This is a genomic window from Escherichia sp. KTE96, assembly GCF_000408525.1.
Taxonomy (GTDB): domain Bacteria; phylum Pseudomonadota; class Gammaproteobacteria; order Enterobacterales; family Enterobacteriaceae; genus Escherichia; species Escherichia marmotae.
In genome coordinates this window covers 1-23,208 of sequence record NZ_KE137149.1, presented here as the reverse complement: position 1 = coordinate 23,208, position 23,208 = coordinate 1, and the positions used below count along the sequence as shown (strand labels likewise).

Annotated in this window: 45 protein-coding genes, 2 tRNA genes and 1 pseudogene; 21 read left to right on the top strand and 27 right to left on the bottom strand. The window is 47.4% G+C overall.

Annotated elements, in window-relative coordinates:
• Positions 1–7: 7 nt before the first annotated feature.
• The 26 genes from A1WG_RS14105 to A1WG_RS14215 form a co-directional block, all read right to left on the bottom strand.
• Positions 8–2,206, bottom strand: coding sequence for a portal protein (locus A1WG_RS14105; RefSeq protein ID WP_000818366.1), 2,199 nt, complete (start codon positions 2,204–2,206; stop codon positions 8–10).
• 1 nt (position 2,207) lies between these two features.
• Positions 2,208–3,623 (bottom strand): PBSX family phage terminase large subunit, encoded by a 1,416-nt coding sequence (locus A1WG_RS14110; protein ID WP_000200766.1) that lies wholly within the window; start codon positions 3,621–3,623, stop codon positions 2,208–2,210.
• A complete protein-coding gene (locus tag A1WG_RS14115; RefSeq protein WP_000179910.1) occupies positions 3,620–4,045 on the bottom strand; it encodes a terminase small subunit-like protein in 426 nt (141 codons plus the stop codon). The genes A1WG_RS14110 and A1WG_RS14115 overlap by 4 nt, the downstream gene beginning before the upstream one ends.
• Before the next feature lie 79 nt (positions 4,046–4,124).
• Positions 4,125–4,367, bottom strand: coding sequence for a DUF2560 family protein (locus A1WG_RS14120; protein WP_016242494.1), 243 nt, complete (start codon positions 4,365–4,367; stop codon positions 4,125–4,127).
• Positions 4,368–4,531: 164 nt separating this feature from the next.
• On the bottom strand, positions 4,532–4,684 hold the full coding sequence (locus A1WG_RS14125; RefSeq protein ID WP_001139675.1) for a hypothetical protein: 153 nt from the start codon (positions 4,682–4,684) through the stop codon (positions 4,532–4,534).
• The gene (locus A1WG_RS14130; protein WP_016242495.1) at positions 4,672–5,139 is read right to left on the bottom strand and encodes a lysis protein; all 468 of its coding nucleotides are present in this window, start codon (positions 5,137–5,139) and stop codon (positions 4,672–4,674) included. Before A1WG_RS14130 ends, A1WG_RS14125 begins: the two co-directional genes overlap by 13 nt.
• Positions 5,136–5,612: a glycoside hydrolase family 24 protein gene (locus tag A1WG_RS14135; RefSeq protein WP_000229392.1), complete on the bottom strand. Its 477-nt coding sequence runs from the start codon at positions 5,610–5,612 to the stop codon at positions 5,136–5,138. Before A1WG_RS14135 ends, A1WG_RS14130 begins: the two co-directional genes overlap by 4 nt.
• Complete coding sequence (locus tag A1WG_RS14140) at positions 5,596–5,919, bottom strand: phage holin, lambda family (RefSeq protein WP_000783734.1); 324 nt, start codon at positions 5,917–5,919, stop codon at positions 5,596–5,598. The genes A1WG_RS14135 and A1WG_RS14140 overlap by 17 nt, the downstream gene beginning before the upstream one ends.
• 242 nt (positions 5,920–6,161) lie before the next feature.
• Positions 6,162–6,237, bottom strand: a tRNA-Thr gene (locus A1WG_RS14145).
• A gap of 5 nt (positions 6,238–6,242) precedes the next feature.
• Positions 6,243–6,317, bottom strand: a tRNA-Asn gene (locus tag A1WG_RS14150).
• 63 nt (positions 6,318–6,380) lie between these two features.
• Positions 6,381–6,899: an antiterminator Q family protein gene (locus A1WG_RS14155; protein ID WP_000512805.1), complete on the bottom strand. Its 519-nt coding sequence runs from the start codon at positions 6,897–6,899 to the stop codon at positions 6,381–6,383.
• Positions 6,890–7,084, bottom strand: a complete 195-nt coding sequence (locus A1WG_RS14160; protein WP_016063210.1) for a NinH protein — start codon at positions 7,082–7,084, stop codon at positions 6,890–6,892. Before A1WG_RS14160 ends, A1WG_RS14155 begins: the two co-directional genes overlap by 10 nt.
• Positions 7,081–7,443, bottom strand: coding sequence for a RusA family crossover junction endodeoxyribonuclease (locus A1WG_RS14165; protein ID WP_001008200.1), 363 nt, complete (start codon positions 7,441–7,443; stop codon positions 7,081–7,083). The genes A1WG_RS14160 and A1WG_RS14165 overlap by 4 nt, the downstream gene beginning before the upstream one ends.
• A complete protein-coding gene (locus A1WG_RS14170; RefSeq protein WP_000002243.1) occupies positions 7,440–7,730 on the bottom strand; it encodes a DUF1364 domain-containing protein in 291 nt (96 codons plus the stop codon). Before A1WG_RS14170 ends, A1WG_RS14165 begins: the two co-directional genes overlap by 4 nt.
• Positions 7,730–7,999, bottom strand: a complete 270-nt coding sequence (locus tag A1WG_RS14175; protein ID WP_016242496.1) for a hypothetical protein — start codon at positions 7,997–7,999, stop codon at positions 7,730–7,732. The genes A1WG_RS14170 and A1WG_RS14175 overlap by 1 nt, the downstream gene beginning before the upstream one ends.
• A complete protein-coding gene (locus A1WG_RS0121640; RefSeq protein ID WP_077688242.1) occupies positions 7,992–8,201 on the bottom strand; it encodes a protein NinF in 210 nt (69 codons plus the stop codon). Before A1WG_RS0121640 ends, A1WG_RS14175 begins: the two co-directional genes overlap by 8 nt.
• On the bottom strand, positions 8,161–8,562 hold the full coding sequence (locus tag A1WG_RS14180; protein WP_016242497.1) for a hypothetical protein: 402 nt from the start codon (positions 8,560–8,562) through the stop codon (positions 8,161–8,163). Before A1WG_RS14180 ends, A1WG_RS0121640 begins: the two co-directional genes overlap by 41 nt.
• A 2-nt stretch (positions 8,563–8,564) precedes the next feature.
• Entirely contained in the window at positions 8,565–8,741 is a 177-nt protein-coding gene (locus A1WG_RS0121635) for a NinE family protein (protein ID WP_001254255.1), read from the bottom strand.
• Entirely contained in the window at positions 8,738–9,148 is a 411-nt protein-coding gene (locus tag A1WG_RS14185) for a recombination protein NinB (RefSeq protein ID WP_000814611.1), read from the bottom strand. Before A1WG_RS14185 ends, A1WG_RS0121635 begins: the two co-directional genes overlap by 4 nt.
• Positions 9,120–9,365, bottom strand: coding sequence for a phiTE_015 family protein (locus A1WG_RS14190; protein WP_001341809.1), 246 nt, complete (start codon positions 9,363–9,365; stop codon positions 9,120–9,122). Before A1WG_RS14190 ends, A1WG_RS14185 begins: the two co-directional genes overlap by 29 nt.
• A 128-nt stretch (positions 9,366–9,493) precedes the next feature.
• Positions 9,494–9,700, bottom strand: a complete 207-nt coding sequence (locus A1WG_RS24845; RefSeq protein WP_000229808.1) for a hypothetical protein — start codon at positions 9,698–9,700, stop codon at positions 9,494–9,496.
• A 72-nt stretch (positions 9,701–9,772) separates the two neighbouring features.
• Positions 9,773–11,149, bottom strand: coding sequence for a replicative DNA helicase (locus A1WG_RS14200; protein WP_016242498.1), 1,377 nt, complete (start codon positions 11,147–11,149; stop codon positions 9,773–9,775).
• Positions 11,146–11,967, bottom strand: a complete 822-nt coding sequence (locus A1WG_RS14205) for a replication protein (protein ID WP_016242499.1) — start codon at positions 11,965–11,967, stop codon at positions 11,146–11,148. Before A1WG_RS14205 ends, A1WG_RS14200 begins: the two co-directional genes overlap by 4 nt.
• A complete protein-coding gene (locus A1WG_RS24840; RefSeq protein WP_000166961.1) occupies positions 11,954–12,115 on the bottom strand; it encodes a hypothetical protein in 162 nt (53 codons plus the stop codon). Before A1WG_RS24840 ends, A1WG_RS14205 begins: the two co-directional genes overlap by 14 nt.
• Positions 12,116–12,147: 32 nt before the next feature.
• Positions 12,148–12,444 (bottom strand): CII family transcriptional regulator, encoded by a 297-nt coding sequence (locus tag A1WG_RS14210; RefSeq protein ID WP_000442612.1) that lies wholly within the window; start codon positions 12,442–12,444, stop codon positions 12,148–12,150.
• Between the two features lie 141 nt (positions 12,445–12,585).
• The gene (locus A1WG_RS14215; protein ID WP_000067728.1) at positions 12,586–12,801 is read right to left on the bottom strand and encodes a helix-turn-helix transcriptional regulator; all 216 of its coding nucleotides are present in this window, start codon (positions 12,799–12,801) and stop codon (positions 12,586–12,588) included.
• A gap of 76 nt (positions 12,802–12,877) precedes the next feature.
• Here A1WG_RS14215 and A1WG_RS14220 point away from each other — a divergent pair, with 76 nt between their 5' ends.
• The 3 genes from A1WG_RS14220 to A1WG_RS14225 all read left to right on the top strand — a co-directional run bounded on the left by A1WG_RS14220 (position 12,878) and on the right by A1WG_RS14225 (position 14,556).
• The gene (locus A1WG_RS14220) at positions 12,878–13,573 is read left to right on the top strand and encodes a LexA family protein (protein ID WP_016242500.1); all 696 of its coding nucleotides are present in this window, start codon (positions 12,878–12,880) and stop codon (positions 13,571–13,573) included.
• 345 nt (positions 13,574–13,918) lie between these two features.
• The gene (locus A1WG_RS23095; protein WP_016242501.1) at positions 13,919–14,191 is read left to right on the top strand and encodes a transcriptional antitermination N peptide; all 273 of its coding nucleotides are present in this window, start codon (positions 13,919–13,921) and stop codon (positions 14,189–14,191) included.
• Positions 14,192–14,193: 2 nt separating this feature from the next.
• On the top strand, positions 14,194–14,556 hold the full coding sequence (locus A1WG_RS14225; protein ID WP_016242502.1) for a hypothetical protein: 363 nt from the start codon (positions 14,194–14,196) through the stop codon (positions 14,554–14,556).
• A gap of 30 nt (positions 14,557–14,586) precedes the next feature.
• Here the strand turns inward: A1WG_RS14225 and A1WG_RS14230 are convergent, their stop codons facing one another.
• Entirely contained in the window at positions 14,587–15,081 is a 495-nt protein-coding gene (locus A1WG_RS14230) for a hypothetical protein (RefSeq protein WP_016242503.1), read from the bottom strand.
• A gap of 209 nt (positions 15,082–15,290) precedes the next feature.
• Between A1WG_RS14230 and A1WG_RS14235 the strand changes: the two genes are divergently transcribed.
• From A1WG_RS14235 to A1WG_RS14320, 18 genes and pseudogenes are all read left to right on the top strand, one after another.
• Entirely contained in the window at positions 15,291–15,491 is a 201-nt protein-coding gene (locus A1WG_RS14235; protein ID WP_000213979.1) for an antirestriction Ral family protein, read from the top strand.
• Positions 15,492–15,673: 182 nt separating this feature from the next.
• Complete coding sequence (locus A1WG_RS14240; RefSeq protein ID WP_016242504.1) at positions 15,674–16,042, top strand: DUF2528 family protein; 369 nt, start codon at positions 15,674–15,676, stop codon at positions 16,040–16,042.
• A 75-nt stretch (positions 16,043–16,117) separates the two neighbouring features.
• Entirely contained in the window at positions 16,118–16,252 is a 135-nt protein-coding gene (locus A1WG_RS24500; protein ID WP_000972063.1) for a hypothetical protein, read from the top strand.
• Positions 16,237–16,389, top strand: coding sequence for a host cell division inhibitory peptide Kil (gene kil / locus A1WG_RS14250; RefSeq protein ID WP_001243355.1), 153 nt, complete (start codon positions 16,237–16,239; stop codon positions 16,387–16,389). The genes A1WG_RS24500 and kil overlap by 16 nt, the downstream gene beginning before the upstream one ends.
• Positions 16,390–16,645: 256 nt before the next feature.
• A complete protein-coding gene (locus tag A1WG_RS14255; protein WP_016242505.1) occupies positions 16,646–17,251 on the top strand; it encodes an ERF family protein in 606 nt (201 codons plus the stop codon).
• On the top strand, positions 17,251–17,634 hold the full coding sequence (locus A1WG_RS14260; RefSeq protein ID WP_016242506.1) for a hypothetical protein: 384 nt from the start codon (positions 17,251–17,253) through the stop codon (positions 17,632–17,634). Before A1WG_RS14255 ends, A1WG_RS14260 begins: the two co-directional genes overlap by 1 nt.
• Positions 17,635–17,657: 23 nt before the next feature.
• Positions 17,658–17,951 (top strand): phage anti-RecBCD protein, encoded by a 294-nt coding sequence (locus A1WG_RS14265; protein ID WP_016242507.1) that lies wholly within the window; start codon positions 17,658–17,660, stop codon positions 17,949–17,951.
• A gap of 10 nt (positions 17,952–17,961) precedes the next feature.
• Positions 17,962–18,129 carry a DUF2737 family protein gene (locus A1WG_RS14270; RefSeq protein ID WP_016242508.1) on the top strand — a complete coding sequence of 56 codons (168 nt, stop codon included), beginning with the start codon at positions 17,962–17,964 and terminating at the stop codon, positions 18,127–18,129.
• Positions 18,126–18,476, top strand: a pseudogene (locus A1WG_RS14275) (ead/Ea22-like family protein); the annotation flags it as partial. The gene A1WG_RS14270 and the pseudogene A1WG_RS14275, both read left to right, overlap by 4 nt.
• On the top strand, positions 18,476–19,126 hold the full coding sequence (locus A1WG_RS14280) for an ead/Ea22-like family protein (RefSeq protein ID WP_016242510.1): 651 nt from the start codon (positions 18,476–18,478) through the stop codon (positions 19,124–19,126). The pseudogene A1WG_RS14275 and the gene A1WG_RS14280, both read left to right, overlap by 1 nt.
• A 159-nt stretch (positions 19,127–19,285) precedes the next feature.
• Entirely contained in the window at positions 19,286–19,477 is a 192-nt protein-coding gene (locus A1WG_RS25275; protein ID WP_016242512.1) for a hypothetical protein, read from the top strand.
• A 1-nt stretch (position 19,478) separates the two neighbouring features.
• On the top strand, positions 19,479–19,688 hold the full coding sequence (locus A1WG_RS14290) for a hypothetical protein (RefSeq protein WP_000951706.1): 210 nt from the start codon (positions 19,479–19,481) through the stop codon (positions 19,686–19,688).
• Positions 19,685–20,296 carry a DUF551 domain-containing protein gene (locus A1WG_RS14295; protein ID WP_016242513.1) on the top strand — a complete coding sequence of 204 codons (612 nt, stop codon included), beginning with the start codon at positions 19,685–19,687 and terminating at the stop codon, positions 20,294–20,296. The genes A1WG_RS14290 and A1WG_RS14295 overlap by 4 nt, the downstream gene beginning before the upstream one ends.
• A 114-nt stretch (positions 20,297–20,410) precedes the next feature.
• Positions 20,411–20,692 carry a hypothetical protein gene (locus tag A1WG_RS14300; RefSeq protein ID WP_000022062.1) on the top strand — a complete coding sequence of 94 codons (282 nt, stop codon included), beginning with the start codon at positions 20,411–20,413 and terminating at the stop codon, positions 20,690–20,692.
• Positions 20,693–20,779: 87 nt separating this feature from the next.
• On the top strand, positions 20,780–21,079 hold the full coding sequence (locus A1WG_RS14305) for a hypothetical protein (protein ID WP_001447403.1): 300 nt from the start codon (positions 20,780–20,782) through the stop codon (positions 21,077–21,079).
• A 76-nt stretch (positions 21,080–21,155) separates the two neighbouring features.
• Entirely contained in the window at positions 21,156–21,500 is a 345-nt protein-coding gene (locus tag A1WG_RS14310) for a hypothetical protein (RefSeq protein WP_001281193.1), read from the top strand.
• Positions 21,501–21,575: 75 nt separating this feature from the next.
• Positions 21,576–21,821, top strand: coding sequence for an excisionase family protein (locus A1WG_RS14315; protein WP_000005726.1), 246 nt, complete (start codon positions 21,576–21,578; stop codon positions 21,819–21,821).
• 45 nt (positions 21,822–21,866) lie between these two features.
• Positions 21,867–23,171: a tyrosine-type recombinase/integrase gene (locus A1WG_RS14320; protein ID WP_016242514.1), complete on the top strand. Its 1,305-nt coding sequence runs from the start codon at positions 21,867–21,869 to the stop codon at positions 23,169–23,171.
• The last annotated feature ends 37 nt before the right edge of the window (positions 23,172–23,208 follow it).

Sequence of the window (23,208 nt, the reverse complement as noted above, 5' to 3'; positions counted from 1 at the left end):
GGGTTAATTACTGCTGTGGTTGTTGCTGAGTTGATTTTTGCAGGATGCTGCTGATGTCCATGCGCTGCGCATGGCCCTGTGCCTGACTTTTCAGGACAAGCTCTGCATCAGCACGGGCATTGTCTCCTTGCTGTTGCTGGAACTGTCCGAGCAGTTTCAGAGCCTCGCGGATATCAGATTTCTGCTGACTATCGGCAGATGCGAGGATTTTCACAACATTTGCCGCAGCAACCTGAGCATCAGTCTGTGCCTGGAATGCTTTAACCTGAATGGCTGCCTGTTCGTTCTGCGCTTTCTGCAATTCAGCCTGACCAGCAAGAAGCTGACCTTGCGCAGCAACCATAGCCGGATCTGGCTGACTGGCCTGTTGTTGTTTCGCCTGCTCAACCATCTGCTGTTCTTCTGGTGTTCTCGGCTTGATAACACCAGACAGAAGCAACTGATTGCGGTTGTATTCTTTAAGGTCGTCCATCCCTTCACCGTCCATATTGTCGAGAATCATCGACGATACAAGGTCGTGCTTCGGCGTTCCTGGTGGGATAAGTGCCAGCATGGAAAGTAACGACTTAACCGTTGCATCACGGCGAGTAGCGAACGACTGACCAACATCGACAGTCACTTCATAGTTACCCTGCGAAAGGTCGTTAAGCGCGATAACCTGCCCTGTCTGACGGTCAACCACTTCACCAGTCATCAGCGCCACGTCATCGCTGCCGTCCTCATTAACGATACGCATCGGCGTATCGCTGCCATAGACTTCACGAGCCATAGAAAGCCACACAACGCCAGCGCGACGCATGGATTTAGCCATGTTGTCCATGTAGATATAGGACTGCGTATCCATCCGGTTAAAGATGCTATCAACGGTATCGGTGGCGACGTTGCTCGGCATGTTCTCAAGCTGCGACGCACCTGTAATTTGCTGAATAGCCGTTCCGGTGTACTGCAATAGCCCGGCAAGAGCTGGAGGCATTTGTGTCGGAGGCGTATAACTGCTGACCTGAGCCTGCGCAGTAATATCTCCGTTTTTGTTTTTCAGACTGACCATCGGCAGGAACGCCGGGCGCTTTTTGTTGCGCTCCGCCCAATGAGTGGCGAGAGGACCAGGAATCATGTCAACATCAACTACAGGAATGCCATCACCGCCAGCCTGAGTAGCGTTATCTGCAATCATGGAAACCATCAGGTTCTCAAGACGCTGTGCATCCATCGCTTTTGCTGCGTGGCCTTCGATTCGCTCCTGATTATCAACAAATGAACGACGCCCATATACCGGGATGAGAGGAATATGTTCGCCCGGAATACGCTTAGGTTCTTCCAGCCATTCAGCGCCAGACAGAAGACCGCAATAAACTCTGCGTTTCTTCACCGTCCGCTCACCAATCAGTTCGAATGCACCATCAGTTAGCTCATCGACAATATCTTTGATTTGATCTTCATCATAGATTGCCGTTTCTCCGCTAACAGGGTTGCGCCATGCAGTGAGCTTCACCTTCTCTATGCGAACTTCGTAGTAGCGCCCAACATAGATGGCATCTGGCGTTGACCAGTCATATTGAGTGCCAGTGTCATCACGAGAAAGGCTTGCCGCGATGGAATCAGGGTATTCAGCCTCGAACGCTTTAGGCGTCATGGAGAACATTTCCATAGCCCACATAGCATCAGAACGGTCATATTGCTTGCTGTCCTGATCGAAGAAGACGCATGTCGCTGGGTCGTAAACAGGAAGAAGGCTGATGCGTCGCTGCTCGTTACTCGGATCCATTTCATCTTCGTAATCGGCACACATGCGGAAACAACCGAATCCGCCCGTTACAGCATCATCAAATGCGTTATCACACGCTTCGCCACCGGATGTTTCCTGATAGTCAGCGCGGAATTTGCCGTTCATCTTTTCGGCTAACGCTTCCGATGCCTTATCGTCCTTCGGCCTGAATTTAACGCTTATGCGATTCTGTCGATACTCGCCAATGATGCGATCACATTCACGGGCAATCTTATTCAGTTCAAAGCGCGGATAATGCTCAAACCTTCCTTCATCAAATGAGTAACCAGCGTTTGTGCTGCCTTCCCACTGTGCGCCGGATACCCGGACGAAACGTTGAGCCTCAATAATCTGCTCACGCATATCCTGCGTTGCTGACCAGGCATTATCAAAGTTGCACAGCACCTTGCGATGCCAGTCAGTCATCTTTTTTTCTGCCATATCAACCTACACCACAAGGAATTGAGTAACTGGAATAGTCGGGTTGCGCAGCCGACTCCGGGCAATGCATACACATCATCAGCGCATCAGCCAGGTTAGGAGATGGAATACCGAGCTTCTGCTTCATTTCGACCTTAGTCATTAGCTCCAGCTTCCCGTTGTTATTGAATTTGCGCTGAATCTGCGTCAGTTCTGCAAACAGCTTCTCCAGCATCTTCTCGCCTATCGCTTCTTTGTCGAAGCTCAGCATGTCGTCGGGGTCTGCATACTCACCGTGGACAACCGCCCGATATGTCAGATACAGCCTGTCAGCCAGCGCGTAATAGAATTGCGCTCGCTTATTGCGGAATACATCACCAATAGTGCGAACGTTGTCGCCCTGTACGACTTCATCAGCCCATGCTCCGGCCTGATACGGCGCATCTTCATCGAATGGCGATTCACTGCCCTTGAACATCGTGGCGGTGATTTTCTTGCCGGAGAACGCTTCCGTTGTCTGTCTGCGTAGGCCCGCACCGACGCCATCACCATCCCACAGGTAATGGTCAGCGCCGTCTTCAATCGCCAGCGAAGTAGCCCAGTCAGCACCCTCGTTGATGTCCATCAGCAGACCTTCGGCAATGCGCTTAACTACCGAACCGTGACGCGATGCGTAACCTTTAGCATCTGGCCCTGTATCTGACGGGTCATGCGCAGAGACAACAGCGCCTTTCGCTTTCCATCCGAGTTTCTTGTGCGCATCGGTTGCGGCTTCAAGCCATTCACGTTTGATGATTGCCATATCACTTGCGCTTACTGGCTCACCAAGCCAGATGTGACGATACAGTGTCGGATTTCTGCGTTTACACTCTTCCATCTCCAGACGGAGAACTTCAGGAAAATGCGGGTTGTCGGTGTAGTTCACCGTCAGCAGGCAAATATCATCGGGAGGATTTACAACGAATCGCTGATAGGTATCGTCGAGTATGTTCTTCGGGTTAAAGCTCACCCATATTTCGGAAAACGGCTTGCGGATGGTTGGTATCAGGATATCCCATGATTCCTTCGTTACCGCTTCCGCTTCTTCCACCCAGCAGATATCAATGCCTTCGAGCGATTTAATCTTCGTCGGGTTGTTTTTGATGCCGTAGAACATGAACTCAGCATTCGTTCCGAGATGACGAATCATGGAACGCTGAATTTCAAACTCAGCCGAATACCCTTCACGCTCGATGGTATCTTCAAGCAACCGGATTACCGAATCGCTGATACTGTTTTGCAGTTCACGAGCGCAGAGAATACGCACTGGCTGCCGACGCGCCGCTTCAACAAGCAGCCTCGCAATTGCCCATGATTTACCGCTACCTCGACCGCCTTTGGCGACTTTGTAGCGATGCGCCTCAATGAACGGTTCAAAGATAGGATTAATCGAGGTCATTTTCCGAACAGAGTGCTCATCGGTGATGTTTCAATCTGAATTGCGCCGCCGTCTTTGCCGACAAGCTCATTAGTTACCTTGTCTCCATACTTACGGGGATTCATTCTGGCCAGCGCCCATTTGCGGGTATCAACGCGAAGTCTTGCCTTTGCCACCTCGGCGGCATCAGGGATTACGTCGTCAGCAATTTCGAATATCTCTTCGAAAATAGAGTCGGCCCGAGTCTCTGTTGCCTTCGCGTACTGGTCACGAAACTCCTGATGTTCAGCCAGCCAGCGAAAAACTGATGTTTTGCTCGGCATTCCTGGGCGTTCGCAAACTTTGCGCAGACTCTCACCGGAGGAAAGCAATGCGCAAATGTCATTAGCCACCTCCGGCATATAATCAGAGGGGCGACCACCTTTCTTTTTCTCAGTCGCCATATTGATTATTTCCCTTCTGCTTGCTTATCCCATTCATCGCGGAATTTGGATGGGTTGTCGAAACCTTGAGTTGCCATGTTTACGTTCCGGTAGTGAACAGGTCTAACGCTTCCTTCGATTTACGCACCGCTTCGATAGTGCGGGTCGTGATATCCGAATTAGCGCCGCCTGATTGGAAGTGAATTTTGAATAGCTCAAGCTTCAGTTCGTCAGTGCCAATGAACTGAAATGCTTCTTCTGCGGCTGCGTTCTGGTTCATGACCAGTTTGTAAATCTCTAACTGGAATTTCTGTTCTTCAGTCATGGGAATAATCTCTGCCATTGTTGGCTCCGTTTATCCGTTAAAAGGGATATCAGTTAAGTTATCCCGTGTAGGGTATAAGCCATTATCAAAGCCACTCTGTAGGGAATGGCTTTTGTAATGGCAATAAAAAGCCCCGCGAATGCGAGGCTAAATCCTGGTATTTGTAATGACTGGCTCTTATCTCAACGCAGCCCCTTACCGCGCGCAAGATGCTCAATATCAAGCATCAGCAATGAGATGTTTAATCTGGATTCACTCCAGAAGTGATCACCATCCTGTCTACAGAGCCAGATGTGAAGGATGATGAGTAAAATTATCGCTATCATCGAAGGCATTGCGTCCTGATGTATTCCTGAAGCGTTCTCAGTGCTGTTTGGTCGCGGATAATTCCGCCCCGGATACCGAGAACGTTTCGTCCAGCAACTGGAGAGAGTTCGACGGTGGCATCATTGCCCATGCCGGAGGCGCTGGAGGTTTCGGCTGAGGATGGCACAGGGCATTTTCCTTTGACGAACACCCGACCACCATTATCAAGCTTGCGCCGAAGAGCATCATTTTCAGCTTTCGCATCAGCTAACTCCTTCGTGTATTTAGCATCGAGTGCATCAGCAGAACGCTGGCGCTGCTGCATGTCAGTAATGGTGGCGGTCGCCTGCTTCAGCTCACTGACTTTTTTATCTCGCTGTTCTTTGTAGGCGATGGCGTTATCACGGTAATGATTGACCGCCCACGACAGGCAGACGATGATGCAGATAACCAGAGCGGAGATAATCGCGGTTACTCTGCTCATACCTCAATCTCTCTGACCGTTCCACCTGCTTCTTTGAATTTTGCAATCAGGCTGTCTGCCTTATGCTCGAACTGACCATAACCAGCACCCGGCAGTGAAGCCCAGATATTGCTGCAACGGTCGATAGCCTGACGGATATCACCGCGATCAATCATCGGCAAAGCGCCACGCTCCTTAATCTGCTGCAGCGCAACAGCGTCCTGGCTTTTGGGAGAGAAGTCTTTCAGGCCAAGCTGCTTACGGTAGGCATCCCACCAACGGGAAAGAAGCTGGTAACGTCCGGCTGCTGTTGATTTGAGTTTGGGGTTTAGCGTGACAAGTTTGCGAGGGTGATCGGAGTAATCAGTGAATAGCTCTCCCCCTACAATGACGTCATAACCATGATTTCTGGTTTTCTGCCGTCCGTTATCAGTTCCCTCTGACCACGCCAGCATATCGAGGAACGCCTTACGTTGATTATTGATTTCCACCATCTTCTACTCCGGCTTTTTTAGCAGCGAAGCGTTTGATAAGCGAACCAATCGAGTCAGTACCGATGTAGCCGATGAACACGCTCGTTATATAAGCGAGATTGCTACTTAGTCCGGCGAAGTCGAGAAGGTCACGAATGAACCAGGCGATAATGGCGCACATCGTTGCGTCGATTACTGTTTTTGTAAACGCACCGCCATTATATCTGCCGCGAAGGTACGCCATTGCAAACGCAAGGATTGCCCCGATGCCTTGTTCCTTTGCCGCGAGAATGGCGGCTAACAGGTCATGTTTTTCTGGCATCTTCATGTCTTACCCCCAATAAGGGGATTTGCTCTATTTAATTAGGAATAAGATCGATTACTGATAGAACAAATCCAGGCTACTGTGTTTAGTAATCAGATTTGTTCGTGACCGATATGCACGGGCAAAACGGCATGAGGTTGCGCTAACAACCTCATGCCACCCGCTTTCACGAAGGTCATGTGTAGAAGGCCGCAGCATAACTATCACTGATGAATTCAGGATAGCCAGTGGCTACGGCTCAGTTATGGTGCTGGTTAACGGACTTGAACCGCTACCCATTCGCTTACAAGGCGACTGCTCTACCATTGGAGCTAAACCAGCATGTTTGGCGGGACAGCGTGGACTCGAACCACGATAAGAAGATTAACAGCCTTCCGTAATGACCTTTATACGACTGACCCAAATAAAAAAAGCCACCGTTGCAACTTAAGAGTCACTAACGGCAGCTTACCTTCTAATTATGGCTAAATGGATAATTGCATGTCAAGGCTTTTAACAGCAACATGCTTAACTTTCTCAACACGTTTACGCATTTTGAAAGCATTTTGCATTGGCTGGTACAAAACAAATAACGACGCTTTCAGGATGTCGTCAATTTCGTTTCTACAGGTTGCCAGTGAAGGTTTTCTCCATCCCTCGCCACCACGTCCACACATCTTGCGTGGCTTTGCAGTCGCGTGATAGTAGGATGCAATTGCTCGCTTAGATGAACCATGAGCGTAGTAGCTAAGGAGGATGCCAAAGGCTTTCTTGTCAATGCACATGACGGAATCGACGACCTGAGAAATCAACATTCCATCATCATCATTGCACATTGGCCTTGTCATAACTCTTCCCGGCTCTACGCTCTCCATGAACTTCGCTATTACGCTGCTCATGCGCTTTTCCAGACGACCTGAATAAACCCATGCGCCCCACAGTTCAAGCCAGCCATTCAGCCACTCGTGCTGCTCTTTGGTGAGGTTTAGTTCTCTTATGCCCATCGTCTTCCCCTCTTGCCCTGTTTGACCATCAGGACGCCGTTAACTATTACGTGACGCTCGCCTTTACTGTCTCGGTTGTACTTGAGCACTGTTCCTCTTGCGCAGGAAAGCATCCTTGCCACTTCGGTCTGATTGCCTCGTGTCTGGATAAGAAGCTCTGGTATCGTTTGAATTGTGGCGTTCATACGTTCTCCAGCTCGGTGATTTTTATTCCAAGCCTTCCGCCTGGTACTTTCACGCCACGAATTACGCGAATGTCATCGAATTGCTCGTCGTCTTCCGCAAATCCGGCGTGGATAAGGGAGTCGAGTAAACCTTTCAGGATGTTGTCGAGGTCGCGGCGGCGGGAGTCTGGAACGTCTGCGATGACTTTGATGCGGAGTCGTGATTTGGTGAAAATGTCTAACTTAAGTTGGCGGATGATTTGCTGAACGTCTTTTCGGTATTTCTGGCCTTTATCGCTGATGTAGTATTGGCTTCCCCGTCTTCGCCAGTAGGTGTTCACCGACGGCGGGTATGGAAGCACAAACTGATATTCGTTCATGGCTTAATCTTCCCCTCCTTCAGCAGTATCGCCTGCGTCCTGATCACGCCTTCCAGGTGGTAAAGTCTGGCGTCTTTGTTGTCGAGATTATGGGTGCGTCGGTCGATTTCATCGTGACACGCGCTACAAGCCCATGCACCGATCAGGTCGTCAGGTTTCATTCCCGTTCCGCAAATTCCAGCCATCCGGTAATGTGCCAGAACTGTAGTTTCAGGATTGCCATTGCATACGCCGTAAATACGTACCTGGCATTCTCTGCCGCGTGCTTCTTTGCGTAGGTTAGCCATTATGGTTCACTCCAGTAATTCTCAATTGCAGCAGCCATTCTCTGCATCCACTCAGCCAGCTTTAACGCGGCTTCTCTTTCAGAACCACATTTAGGGAAATCCTTCATTTCCATGCTGGCCTTATATGTTCTGAATGCCAGGTCTCCGGTAATAATCAACTCCTGATCAAGCACCGAGCGTTTATTCCGGTGTTGAACGTAATAGACAGATTCAGTCCGCATTTCTTCTCTGTCTTTTTTGAAGGAAATAAGCTCAGAGAAATCACTCATCGTCTTCTTCCTCGTACATTGAGCTATTCGGATCGCTCATCAGTTCTGCGCAGCAATCGGAGCACACGTGAACTTCCAGCACATGCAGCTTTTGACCGCAATTAGCGCACGTTAAAGCTCGCTCGACGCTTTTTTTCTGGTATTGAAGGGATTGGGATGGGCTAAGCATGGCTTTCACCATTAAAAAGTCGCTTGTAAGCATCAATGTATCGTTTTGCTTCACCGAGCTTTCGTCTTAATTCCATGTTTTCTGATTCAAGCTTTTCCATGTCTTGCTGGTATCGATCGCGGTGTTCTTTCCATGCTTTTCGATACGCCTTCATGTATGTCGTTTTGGCCTTTCTCTTTGCCTGACGAACAGCGTGATGGTTTTCTACAAACCACTCAGGGTCGTTAAATGCTGCTCTGGCGCATGTAGACAAATAATTTGCTGCCTCCCTGTTTAGCCAACAAATACTGATACATGGCAACTTGATAAGCACCATTTTTCGTTGAGACTCTTTCTCGCCAAACATGTGCCATTTTTTGATGCTAAGGCCAAATCCTGGTTGAATTAAAAGCATTGTCATTTCCTCGCACGATGTCTTAGCCACCGGATATCCCACAGGTGAGCCGTGTAGTTGAAGGTTTTTACGTCAGATTCTTTTGGGATTGGCTTGCGTTTATTTCTGGAGCGTTTCGTTGGAAGGTATTTGCAGTTTTCACAGATTATGTCGGTGATACTTCGTCGCTGTCGTCTCATTCGTACCTCCTGTCGGTAAATCTGACGCCCTGACCAATAGCCCATGCTGTCGTGTACTCAATCAGACTTGCCATACGCTTCACACTCATCTGCGCGCTACTTTCGCGAATGTTGACGTATTCGCCTTCAAGGCCGGGCAAAACATCAGCTTCCTGCTTTGTTGCCACTGCATGACCGCTAATCAACAAAACCTTCCATTGTTCTGGTTTTAACCACTTATCGCACCATTGAACCTGACGTGCGATATCCGCCAGCATCGCGTGAAATTTTGCGTTCTGGTCAAGGTTGCGCTTGTAGTCAGTAATGCGGATGGTGACTGGCTTGTCTTTATCGAGTGGTGTTGCGAGGATGGCGTTGATTGCGGCTTGCTGTTGTTGCTTAGTTCGGAGGAATATTGTTTGCTTCATCGAAATTCTTCTCTTTAATTCCAGCGGCTCTGATAGCTTTCATTACTGCAATTACCGTTTTGTCACGCCCATCCTCATAACCCATCGCATAAGCACCTTCTTCACCATCTTTCCAAAAGTCGTCATTCGATTCTGGCCAGTCGATATCCAGTTCAATAGCTGCTCGCGATGCCTGCCATAAAGTCCACCACTCATTTAAGGAGTGACGAATATCCATGCTTGAAAATGCGAAGTACCTATCACCATTTCTTGCCTCGGTTATCATCTCGAATGGTAATCTCAATTTTTTGGCAACGTATTCCTCAAACTGCTTTCTTGATTCGTCCATCGGTACTTACCCTCAGTTCAACTCACAAAACGCCACGCCACTTTTGCTACGACAACAGGCATAACACCGATAATCACCCACAGGAAAATGCTACCGAAAAGCACACCAACCAGGTCTTTACCTTCGCCTACCAGCCGGACAAAACTGCTGGCAACCACAATGAACGTCGCCACCATCCACATAGCACCGAGAATCCTCAATGCAGAAAAAATCAACTCAACCACGATTTACTCTCCCCAAAATAAAAAGGCCTGCGATTACCAGCAGGCCTGTTACAAGCTCAGTGATGTAGATGGTCATACGTCAGCCCCTTGTGCATATCGTCTGCCACGCGAAGCAGGTGCATTTGATGCTGTGCAAATCTGTCTGGCTTCATCCTGGTCACATGCAACAAAGTGTCCGTTGCAGAACCGCTGGTAAACCGTACCAAGCGAGCCAAAACGGTTTTTCGTCACAATGATTTCAGCAAATGGCGCGGCGCTACTGTTCTCGTCATATACCGCTTCCCGATAGAGCATGATGATTGAGTCTGCGTCCTGCTCAATGCTTCCTGAATCACGCAAATCTGCGTTTGTCGGGCGTTTGTTTGGTCGCTTCTCAACATCGCGCGAAAGCTGACTTAGGGAGATAACAGGCGTTTTCAAGTCTTTCGCCATCGCCTTCAGGCTTCCTGAGATGTGAGCAATTGCGAGGTCGTTGCGGTCTGCTTTCGGCTTCTCAATCAGGCCAAGATAATCCGCCATGATGAGTGAGAGGTTTGGATTTTCCTGTTTGTGCCGTTCTGCGATTGAGCGTATTTCTTCGACCGATAACCGCGAGGCATCGACTACCCATACATCCAAATCTGCAAGCTGACTCATGCCGTTAGCAACACGTGCCCAGCCCTCGTCATCCATTGATGCAGGATTTCGCAGTACGCTAACCGACATCCTCCCGGCGTTGGCAATGCTTCGCTCTGCAATCTGCAATGCGCTCATTTCCATTGAGAAAATCAATACTCCGCGCCGGACGTCAGAACCAGGAATAACGCGGCTTGCAACGCCTTCGGCAATCTTCAGCGCCAGTTCGGTTTTCCCCATACCAGGACGAGCAGCGATTATCACCAGGTCTTCCGCGTTCATCCCTCCGGTGATGGCATCAAGTTCTTCGATTCCGGTCTTCAGGGTATCTGACTCTTCTCCGTTCCTCAGACGCCTGTCAAGCGTGTCAGTGTAGTCAGTAATGATTTCCCCTAACCGTACAGGTTTAACCTCGTCACGGGGCTTTCTGATGGCTGAAAGACGCTTTACAAGTTCATCCATCGCCTGACTCGATGCGTCGATGGTTCCGCTCTGAATTGGTTCACGCATTTCATCCATGATTTCCAGCACCAGACGGCGGTGATAGTTATCCGCGACCATTCCGGCATATCCCTTCAGGTTTGCGGCACTCGGGCAGTTTTTGCTGGTCATCAGGATTGACGTGAAATGCTCCTCTCCGCACGCCTCGGCAACCATCAGCGCATCGATTAGGTTTCTGTTTCTCGCCTGCTTGCGGATAACCTCGAAGGCTTTCCGGTAGAGCGGAATTGAAAACGCTTCCGGCTCCAGCGTTGCCAGAACGTCGCTGGCGGTTGGTGTTAATCCACCAATCAGCAGGCCACCGATAACGCTCGCTTCGATATCCTGTCTCATGTAATCCCCCTGTCTGCAAACTTCCCTTCCCGAACTCCCGTTAACGAGTCTTCCCTCAGCAGGTAATCAAAATCAGCCGTCCAGCCCGTGTCGTTGTCTCCGAAGTAAAACGGCTTGGCCTGATGCACAAACGCCCTGACATACGCTCTGAAACCGTCCACGTTTGGCGTTTTCAGTTGCGGGATGATTTTCTTCAGGCGGCGTTTGCGTTTCTCGTTGACCGCAACAGCGTGTGGCAGTCTGTCACCGACTTCGGTGTTGTAGGCGTTCAGGAAGGATTCGTAGTCGATTCGTTCTGCCTTGCGACGTTCAGGTTTAACCTGCCCATCGCCACCCCCGTTAGGGGGTAAGGGGGTATTTGTATTTATTGTCTTTTGTATATTGTCTTTTGTGTTTAGCTGACTTGGCTTATACCCATTAGCCGACTTGGCTAATGTTTTATTAGCTGTTTTAGCTAATGTTAAGCTGTCCTGGCTAATCCACTGAGAAACCACCTTGTTCACTCCGATTTTCACGCCATCAGCAATGAGGAATTTACGCTCGATAAGCTGGCGCTTGGCAGCGCAAACATGAGTGTGATGAATACCTGTCATGGCTGCTATCTGCGTGTTTGTGAGTCGATCCATCGGCTTATTGAATCCGTATGTCTTGCGCATGATAGCGAGCATCACCTTCAACTGCCGGACGGTTAAATCAGCCATCAGCAGACTGTCGGTAATCTCGTTAGCAACGCGCATGAAACCATCTTCGGTATCTGCCACGCGATGCTCCACGACCTCAAGTTGAGGCCTGTAATCAGCTAACTTAACGACGCCCATGTTTCACTCCTGCTTTGGCTAGTCTGTAAACACCAACAAGGCGCTCTGCGAACGCCCTGTTATTTGCTGCGGCTACCACTAATCCCTCAGGTGAATCAGGGTGTCGAATCTCTTCTTTTTCCTGGTATTTCTTACGACGTTTTGTCATAATTACTCCTGTGGATTGATCCAGTAATTCCCTCAGAATTGCATATCAATTTGCTTAAAATCCTCGGTGGCGGCCGGGGATTTTTTCTTTGTGATTTCATCAAGCGCATACTTAAAAGCCCTGCTAATCGGACTGATGTCTGATGCCATTCCGAAAGCACACAACACCGAAGCAATAAATCTCCAGTCCGTTCTGCTTATCTTCGATTCATGACAGCCAATCATCTTTGCCAGACCGCGCTGGGTAAGCGTTGACAGGTTGATGAGTAAATCAGTTTCAGCGCGATCAACGTCACGCTGTGATAGTTTGCTGTAACTTGTTCTTTCCATTTCTTAAGATTTCCAATAGTGAATAGTTAGTTGAAAGGTATGCGTGGAAACGCATATGGCCTTAGTTGGTCAGATATATTGGGACTCGCTTTTCAGCGACGTAGGACGAATGTCCGTTGTTACAAAGAGCGGATCCGCTTATTAAGCAGCTTTGTGTTCCGGCGGGAACACGTCATCAAGACTGACTTTTGCGCCTAACTTGTTTAGGCACTCAACAAGAGCACGGCATGTTTTAAGGTCTGGGAAGCGACGACCAGATTCCCAATGTCCGATAGCTCCCTGTGTGCATCCAACTGCCTTAGCAAGTGTTGTTTGAGAGATATTCAGTGACTCTCGATATTTTCGTAGGTTGCTCATATGCCCTCCATAGTAATCACAATGCAATAATACGATATGTACTTTTAGAATGCAAACAAAAAAATACATCTTGTGCATGGATGATTTTAGTACAGAGCGTAATAATAAGGGTATGAAAATGAAATGGTATGAACTGGCTAGATCCAGAATGAAAGAGCTCGGCATAACTCAAGAGAAGTTAGCTGAAGAGCTTGGTATGACGCAGGGTGGAATTGGTCACTGGTTGCGCGGATCTCGTCATCCATCTCTTGACGAGATTGGTGTGGTGTTTAAATACCTTGGTATTGATAACGTCTCATTCAACCACGACGGTACATTTTCACCTGTTGGCGAATACTCATCTGCCCCCGTTAAAAAACAATATGAGTACCCTGTTTTTTCTCATGTTCAGGCCGGGATGTTCTCGCCTGAGCTTAGAACCTTTACCAAAGGTGATGCGGAGAGATGGGTCAGCACAACCAAAAAAGCCAGTGATTGTGCGTTTTGGCTTGAAGTTGAAGGTAATTCCATGACCGCGCCAACAGGATCCAAGCCAAGCTTTCCTGACGGGATGTTAATTCTCGTTGACCCTGAGCAGGCTGTTGAGCCAGGTGATTTCTGCATAGCCAGACTTGGTGGTGACGAGTTTACCTTCAAGAAACTGATCAGGGATAGCGGTCAGGTGTTCCTACAACCACTAAACCCGCAATATCCAATGATTCCATGCAATGATAGCTGTTCCGTAGTAGGGAAAGTTATCGCCAGCCAGTGGCCTGAAGAGACATTTAGTTAACAGCCTCACCACTCTAAAACACACAACAATAACCCGACCTTAGCGTCGGGTTTTCTTTTTCCAAAATATAAATCAATAAAATACAAAGTGTTATAAAAAACTAAACCATATTTAGAACATTTTGTATTGACTCAGTAAAGTACACATCGTACTATTTAGCCATCAGCAGGAAGCTGGAAGCCAAACGGAACAGACTGGCAGGCTCTTTAAACAACGTCGAACACTCGACTACGTGGCTGAAAAGCCAGATCACCCAACCACATAAGCTGTGGGATGCAATGCCGAAGCAACTCTCTCAGGAGTAGCTTCGGGATTGCATCGCCAGAGTTTATTCGGGAGGAATCCATGTCCAGAAAAACAGAATTTAAAGGAACCGCAGCTTCTCGCCGTAGAGATCGTCGCGCAAATCTGCAAAGTCAGGAGGCGATCAGCTCCGACAAGCTACACAGGCCAACCCCTTCACGAGTGGTCTTGCAATGCAAGCGCAAACCAGCAATGAGAGCAGAAGTGATAACTCTGACAACGTTGACCAGAAAATATGAAGGTTCAACTTGTCTTCCGAACGTAGCTATTTACGCGGCAGGCTACCGGAAATCAAAACAACTGACGGCGAGGTAATTATGGGTCAGGAAGAAAAATATGAGCTTAAAAAGCTCATTGAAGAAGACGCCATAGAAGAAATTGCAGCATTAACAACAGCTATAAAGAATATTAGGTATGCGCTAAATACGCTTATCTCCTCATGCGACAAAAATAGCAGGGAATTTTTGATACTTGGCGCAGCTCTAGGAATAGTTGATGCGGCAACGCTTCACCTAATTACTCATGACGATATTCTTATTGAGCCGTATGAAACATTACTGCTTGTCAGGCAAAAAATGGCTGATGCCGCAGCAAATGGAGACCTTCAACTTTACATCGACTTAAGGAAAGTATTAAGGCGAATGGTCAGAACTGAAGGAGATATCCCCCTGACAAAGTAAGGGGGTGAAGAGGCTATTTCAGGAATAAAATTAATAATTTGTCAGCGGCGGTACATATACAGGCTTAGGGTCTGGCGCTCTATACATCCGGTATTCATTCTTACAGCGAGGACATGAATGCACAAAGAACCCATTAGATTTTATAGTAACCGTGCTTGGTTGAAGTATCGATATTTTATGTTCGCCGAAGCAATGTGCACAAAGGTTATGCTGCTGAATAGAAGGATCGGAATGACTCTTAGGTCTATACACGGCAGAACCACCTTCAGTTGTATGAAGTTCATAATTCTCAGCTTGCACAACAAACATCTTGATTTTTCTATTTTCATCTCGAAGCTTCATTGCGATCTCCTTCTCGGCCTGATAAAGGCCAGAGAGCTCCGCATTAAGCATCTGTAAATCAGTTATTCTTTGGTGTAGATCTCCAATAGCTTTAGCGATAACCGCATCGTCTCTGGTTTCTTTTATTGTCTTCAGCAGATCATAAGCCTGTTTCGCGGCAGTTATACCAGATAACACATCCATATAAATTACTCTCTTACTGTAGGGGTGAGAGGATTTTACTATTTTTCTCGCTGTAGGGGTACACGAGAACCACCGAGCCTGATGTGGTTAAAAGACAGGCACAATCTTTACTACCGCAATCCACTATTTAAGGTGATATATGGAAGAAGAATTTGAAGAGTTCGAAGAGCATCCTCAGGATGTGATGGAACAATACCAGGACTATCCGTATGACTACGACTATTGATACAAATCAATGGTGTGGACAATTCAAACGATGCAATGGATGCAAGCTGCAATCGGAATGCATGGTTAAGCCTGAAGAAATGTTTCCTGTAATGGAAGATGGGAAATATGTCGATAAATGGGCAATACGAACGACGGCAATGATTGCCAGAGAACTTGGTAAACAGAACAACAAAGCTGCCTGATAGTGGCCTTTATTTTTGGCATAAATAACAGAATAAACACTGCACTGTGTATTCATTCCAACGAGTGAATACACGGAGCAATGTCGCTCGTAACTAAACAGGAGCCGACTTGTTCTGATTATTGGAAATCTTCTTTGCCATCCAATGTGAGGGCGATTTTTTATCTATGAGGATATGAATAGATGTCAAACATCAAAAAATACATCATTGATTACGACTGGAAAGCATCAATAGAAATTGAAATCGACCATGACGTAATGACAGAGGAAAAACTTCACCAGATTAATAATTTCTGGTCAGACTCTGAATACCGACTCAATAAACACGGCTCTGTATTAAATGCTGTATTAATCATGCTGGCGCAACATGCTCTGCTTGTAGCAATTTCAAGCGACTTAAATGCATATGGTGTTGTGTGTGAGTTCGACTGGAATGATGGAAATGGTCAGGAAGGATGGCCTCCAATGGATGGTAGCGAAGGAATAAGAATTACCGATATCGATACATCAGGAATATTTGATTCAGATGATATGACTATCAAGGCCGCCTGAGTGCGGCTTTACCGCATACCAATAACGCTTCACTCGAGGCGTTTTCGTTATGCAATCAAATATAAGGAGTTACCCATGATGCACTTTCAGCTCGCGGGTAGCGGCGTCATGTCCGCTTTCTACCCGCACGAATCTGAATTATCACGCCGAGTTAAACAATTAATCAGAGCAGCAAAGAAACAACTGGAGGCGTTATGCGCAATGAAATAGCCATCAATCACCAGATGCTTCGTGCTGCACAGAACAAAGCAGTAATAGCCCGATTTATTGGTGATTCAAAAATGTGGCTTGAAGCAAATAAAGCGATGAAATCAGCTATCAACCTTCCGTGGTATCGCAGGAAATGAGTTTTACAGATAACTGGTCAGACGAAGAATTCATTCGTCAGATGAAAGAATTAATCGGTAACGAAGGAGATATTCATGTCACTTGCAACCACAGTGAAGGAGAGCAAGTTACAGAGACGCATGTACACGCAGAAAGCTCTCTGGTATCGCCATAATGGTGACCGCGAAGGAATGCGGGTATGCCTTAATTTGTCCCGAGTCGAAGTATTAAATCAGCGTTATTTCCTTGGGCCGTGTCCATTCTGAGAACAATCATATGAGCAAAGAATTTTACGCAAGACTGGCAGCTATTCAGGAGAATCTGAACGCGCCAAAGAATCAGTACAACTCATTCGGCAAATATAAATACAGAAGCTGCGAAGATATTCTTGAAGGCGTTAAGCCGTTACTGAATGGTCTGTTTTTATCAATCAGCGATGAAGTTGTGTTGATTGGTGATCGGTATTACGTGAAAGCCACGGCAACTATTACCGATGGCGAAAACAGTCATACGTCAACCGCTCTTGCACGAGAGGAAGAAAGCAAGAAAGGAATGGATTCTGCACAAGTTACGGGAGCTACAAGCTCTTATGCACGCAAGTATTGCCTCAATGGTTTGTTCGGCATTGATGATGCGAAAGATGCAGATACAGACGAGCATAAACATCAGCAGAACGCAGTAGCAAAGCAATCAAAACCATCACCTACACCTGAACAGGTTCTAAAAGCATTCACTGACGCAGCAATGCAGAAAAACACCGTAGAAGAGCTTAAACAGGCGTTCGCCAAAGCGTGGAAGATGCTCGAAGGCACACCTGAGCAGCACAAAGCGCAGGACGTTTACAACATCAGACGAGACGAATTAGAAGGAGCTGCTGCTTAATGGCACATTCGATTACTGTAAGACTAAACAAGCCCGCAAGAGAGTTTCAGGCCGGGGAAAATATCGGATTCAACATCCGTGCTGGCGTTCAGTATTACGATCGCCAGACAAAAAAGAAAGAATGGACAAACTACAGCGCCGTTGTATTTGCCAAGCCGGGAGCGCAAGCGGATTACTACCGTAGCGTTCTGGTTGAAGGTGGCATTGTAGAAATTACCGGAGAAAACATCAGGGTTGATGTTTATCAGGGGCAAAATGGTCAATCAATCACTCTTGAATTACTGAATTCAAAGATTGGATTTGCAACTTCAGGAAACAGCCAACAGCAACAAAGCAGTAACCAGCAGAACACTCCTGTATACGACGATTCCATCCCATTCTGATTTAGAAAAATAAGGATTCCATTATGCCAGCGCCTCTGTATGGTGCGGATGACGCGCGCCGCTGTTCCGGCAATTCCGTATCGGAGGTGCTGGATAAATTCAGAAAAAACTACGACCTGATAATGTCGCTACCGCAGGAAACGAAAGAGGAAAAGGAATTTCGCCACTGTATATGGCTTGCAGAGAAAGAAGAACGCGAGCGAATTTACCAGACATCAATCCGACCATTCCGCAAAGCCACATATACCCACTTCCCTGAAATTGACCAGCGCCTGCGTAATTACCGCTCACGCTATGGCGCTATCAGTAATGACTGAGGAATTTACCATGAGAGGACTTGCATACAATCCCGGCATTCTTCCGGCAGAAATGATTATTCGCCAACGCGTAAAGCCAATGCCATCGAGAGAGGAATTGCTTAAGCGAAAGAGTTTCGGTTCTGTTAATGACAACAAATATCTGAATGCGATGTGGCGCAAAGGAGGCAGCCAGTGAGCAAGATTGACTATCAGGCACTGCGTGAAAAGGCAGAGAAAGCAACGTGTGGTGTGTGGTCGCTCGAATATGGAGAGGGACGATTTGATGGTGATGATGCACTAATTCATCGCGAGGTTGCTGGATATATTCCTATTTGCAGAATTGAAGGAGCGCATCCAGAAAGCCGTTTCTATGAAGATTTCCAAATGGAACAGCAGGCCAATGCTGAATTCATCGCCGCAGCCAATCCAGCTACCGTGCTGGCGCTGCTGGATGAAAACGAAAGACTGTGTCGCGAGCTGATAGCTCGTAATGGTGAGATTGAAGGGCTTCGGAAGTGGGCAGAAGAACGGGAGATGCAACCATGATGACTTTTACCAGCGAACAATTAGCTACCTTACGTAAGATAGCGCAACAGGCAACACAGGGCGAATGGCGTGCATTCATCTCGCCGGACACTGGTACATATGCGGTGCATACGCCGGGGGATGAACGTTGCGGAGACATTATCAAATGGCCTGGCTTTGACGACCAGAAAAATGCAGAGAACAACGCAGAATTTATCGCAGCTTTCAACCCTAAATTAGTGCTGGCGCTTCTGGATGAACGGGAAAGAAACCAGCAATACATCAAACGCCGCGACCAGGAGAACGAGGAAATTGCGCTAACGGTAGGGAGGCTGCGCGTTGAGCTGGAAGCCGCAGAGAAGCGCATAGCAGAACTGGAAGCACGGGAAATAAAACCAGCCAAAGGCGAAGTTCTTGTCGTTGTATCTGGTTTTACTGGTTGCGGAAAAAGCGCCATTGCCGGGGAAATAGAAATCGCGATGAAGGCTATTGGTGTACCGGTTCAGTGGACTAATGGCGATGCGGAAAAGCGCATGACAGGAGCTGACTGGCTGACAGCGATTGAGATGTACAAACCAACTGTGCGCATCGTGGAAGTTAATGTGCCACGCGCCCCTGGCATTCGCATCAAAGGAGACGCAGGAGAACAAAACGATGAAAAACCGTAAAGCAAAATTACTTCTTTTATCGCGTTCGACGGGGTACGAGAAGCTACCAATCAGCAATCACAAACGGGCGGTGATCGGCATGTTTGGTAGGGTGGTATTCGCATTTAACTATAAACCCACCGCGTCGCGGAACAGACGAGAGAAGGGGGGCGCAGTGCGATGAAAAACCGTAAAGCTAAGATGCTTATCTCCCGTGTATACAGACTTTGCTATCCCAGCCAGTGGTTGAGAGTTAGCAATCGTCGTGTGGTGTTGTTTTCATTTTCTGGAATTGCCAGAGAGGGAGTCCGAGATAAGGGCAGCGCGGCGCAAAACCGCTGGGAAAACCACTTGCGCACTAAAGGAGCCTAATATGGCTATTGCCGCAAGTTACACCATGCATCTCTATTGTGATTGCCTCCAGTGTACAGATGGCAAATATAAGTCGCCAGACTTCGGTGAGTATATAGGTACGTCATGGGCTGGCTGTGCAAAAGAGGCGCGCAAGGATGGCTGGCGAATAAGCAAAGACAAAACGCGTGCTTTTGCGCCCGGGCATAAAGTTTTGAGGATTAACAAATGACCACTATTACCAGAGAACAGGCACAGAAAATTATTGAAGCAGCCGATGAGGTTATTAGTGCGCTGGCCGGAACTAATGAGGATGTTAACCCTGATAGCGATAACATGCTACGTCTGTGGGATGACCTGAATGACCGTCACGCGCCCCCTGAAGTTGTGCGTGAGCTGGCACGGATTGCGCTGGCATCGCTGGAAGCCGAACCTGTAAACCAAACTTACAAGTTGCCAGTTAATACACCTTGCCAAGATGCGCCAGCCCATATCTGGCTGCAAACAGCTGGAGTATGGCCAGAAGATGGCGAGTTAAGCGAATTAACGTGGTGCAGCCACAATCAGCACCATGATGACACACTATATGTTCGAGCTGACCTTGTGAATGGCAACTATCCGGTAACTCCGGATGGTTGGATAAGCTGTAGTGAGCGAATGCCGGATGATGGTCAGCACGTAATTATTTTATGTGATGGCGCATTCGTTCTTTATGCGCAATATCGAAACGGTGAGTTTTTTGATGTTGTCCGCAATGGTGAGGAGTTCTTCGAAACGCAGAGCCGCAATGTAACCCACTGGATGCCGCTACCAGAACCGCCTCGATTAAAGGAGCTATAATAGTGAACTATTATATCTATTTGTATTAAAAGAGTTTTTATAAAATAAATCTTCCAAAGCATGTAAAAACACTGTTAATCTTAACGTGTGTGAAACGTGAAGAGAGGTGTTGAAATGAGCATTCATGATTTGTGTGAAGATCAAGAGCAATGGGCTATGCAGACCCTTATGGGATCAGGAGTTCTTGCAAGGTGCAGAATCCATAACGATGTAATTTTAGACAGCGGAAATGATGCTTCTTCTGCTTATAAATTAGGAACTTACCTATATCAAAAAGATAATAGCTGCAACTTATTCAATACTCTTACTGAAGCCCGCGACGCAATAAAGGATGCATATGAATCGTATTGTGGGATTGATGATTGCCCACAATGCTCAAAATACATTGACGATTAATAATATGAACAAGTAACTATCCTCGCATTCGCGGGGATTTCTTTTATCTGAACTCGCTACGGCGGGTTTTGTTTTATGGAGATGATTATGGTCTGTTCAACATTCAACCCTCTAACGTTACAGAAATACCAGCCAGACCCTGAAGATTTATGCTCACTGTGTGGCGGAAATCATGGTAAAGCCGCCATGATCGAATGTAAGGACAAAATCCACATTTGCCTTAATTGCGTTGATGTCCTCGTTGATATCAAAAATGAGAGAGAAGATAAAAAGCGTAGCGAGGCTGTTCGCGCCTTAGATTCATGGATGCGAGATGGGTATAGTGCCGCGCAAATTTATGACTTAGCAATATCAAAAGGTGAAATACCAGGAGTGCGCATCGAATAAGGCGTAACCAATATTCGAATTGAAGAACTGAAAGAACACCAAGCCGCCTGATGGCGGTTTTTATTGGAGACAAGAAATGTCAGATTTGGCTATGAAGGTTTTGAAATGGCAATCAACTGGCGATGTCGGTATCAGTAGCGCAACTCTTGCCTCAATCGCATGTGGCCTGAAAAAGAATATCTATGGTCATCACTTCGGCGCTCCCCATGACGCAGCAGACTTTCGGCGATGCGTTGCACTTGTTGAGCAGATTCCAGAAATCAGGGATTCATTCGACAAGGTTGCAAAGCGCGTTCCGGCATTCAAAGGAATCCTCAACGAATGGGATTCACTCGTTGCTCTGTTGAAGTCTGAAATGAAGACGTACGGGAACAAAGCACCAGAGACTTACAGAAGAATTAGCGAACTACGCAAGGACTAACCATGGAATCACACAGCCTCAACCCCAATGAGGCATGTTAACCCCCCCCCTTTCATTCCAGCACCGGAGAAAACAATGAGCGAAGTTAACTTAATTGTGCCCAACGACTGGGTGACAGAGCAAAAACTGATCGAAATTACAGGTTTACGCCCAGGAACCATAGAGAGAGCACGTAAACAATCCTGGCTTGTTGGTCGTGAATATCTCCATGTTGCACCGGACGGTATTCCAAAAGAAAACAGCGAATGCATGTATAACCGCAAGGCTATCGACCAGTGGGTTGAGAGTATGTCAAAAAAACAGCCTGGTGCGCGTCGATGAAGAACCGTTTATGCTTAATGCGCTCTTGGGCGTCAGGAGGGAACAATGGCTAAGACAGCATACCCAACAGGCGTTGAGAACCATGGCGGATCACTCCGCATATGGTTCATGTATAAAGGCACACGAGTGCGGGAAAGTCTCGGTGTGCCGGATACACCAAAAAACAGGAAAATAGCTGGCGAGCTACGAGCATCTGTTTGTTTTTCCATTAAGACGGGTAATTTCGACTATGCCGCTCAGTTTCCGGACTCTCCCAACCTGAGAAAATTTGGTGCGGAAAGTAAGGAAATTACCGTCGCAGACCTGGCTGAGAAATGGCTGGATCTGAAAAAGCTGGAAATCAGTACCAATGCGATGGGGCGTTACAGCTCCATTGTAAGAAATATGGTTCCCCGAATCGGAGGCAACAGACTTGCATCTGCTGTGACTCAGGAAGAGCTACTGTTCATACGAAAGGATTTGCTGACCGGATATCACGTTCTGAAACGCGGGCAAAAAACACCCATTAAGGGACGTTCCGTGCCAACTGTTAATAACTACATGAACACCATGGCGGGGATGTTTCAGTTCGCAGCCGACAGCGGATACATCAAAGAAAATCCGTTCGCAGCCATTTCGCAACTGAAGAGATCACGAACGGAACCTGATCCGTTAACCCGTGATGAATTTGTCAGGTTGATTAACGCATTTAAGCATCAGCAATTAAAAAATATGTGGTCACTGGCTGTTTATACGGGAGTTCGCCACGGAGAGTTGGTTTCTCTGGCATGGGAAGATATAGACCTGAAGGCTGGGACAATGACGATCAGAAGAAACCACACATTAACGAAAGAGTTCACTCTTCCAAAAACCGAAGCGGGAACAAACCGTGTTATCAACCTTATTCAACCTGCAATAGACGTGCTTAAGAATCAGGCTGAAATGACACGGCTTGGTAAGCAGTATCAGGTTGAAGTGAAACTTCGTGAGTATGGTCGAACTGAAATGCATCCGTGCACTTTTGTTTTCAATCCGCAAATCGTTACGCGTAATGGCCTTGCCGGGCACCATTATGCAGTTGGGTCGATTAATCAGTCATGGGAAACTGCAATGCGACGCGCCGGGATTCGCTACCGCAAAGCATATCAGTCCAGGCACACTTATGCATGTTGGTCTTTGACCGCTGGAGCTAACCCTAACTTCATCGCGAAGCAAATGGGACACTCTGATGCTCAGATGGTTTATCGCGTTTACGGATCGTGGATGGCAGAAAACAATCAGGATCAGGTATCCATTTTAAACCAGAAATTGAGTGAGTTTGCCCCATCCATGCCCCACGCTGTGGAATCGGATGTAATTAAACAAGTATAGTCAACAGGTTACAAAACCTACACCTGCATGGACATCA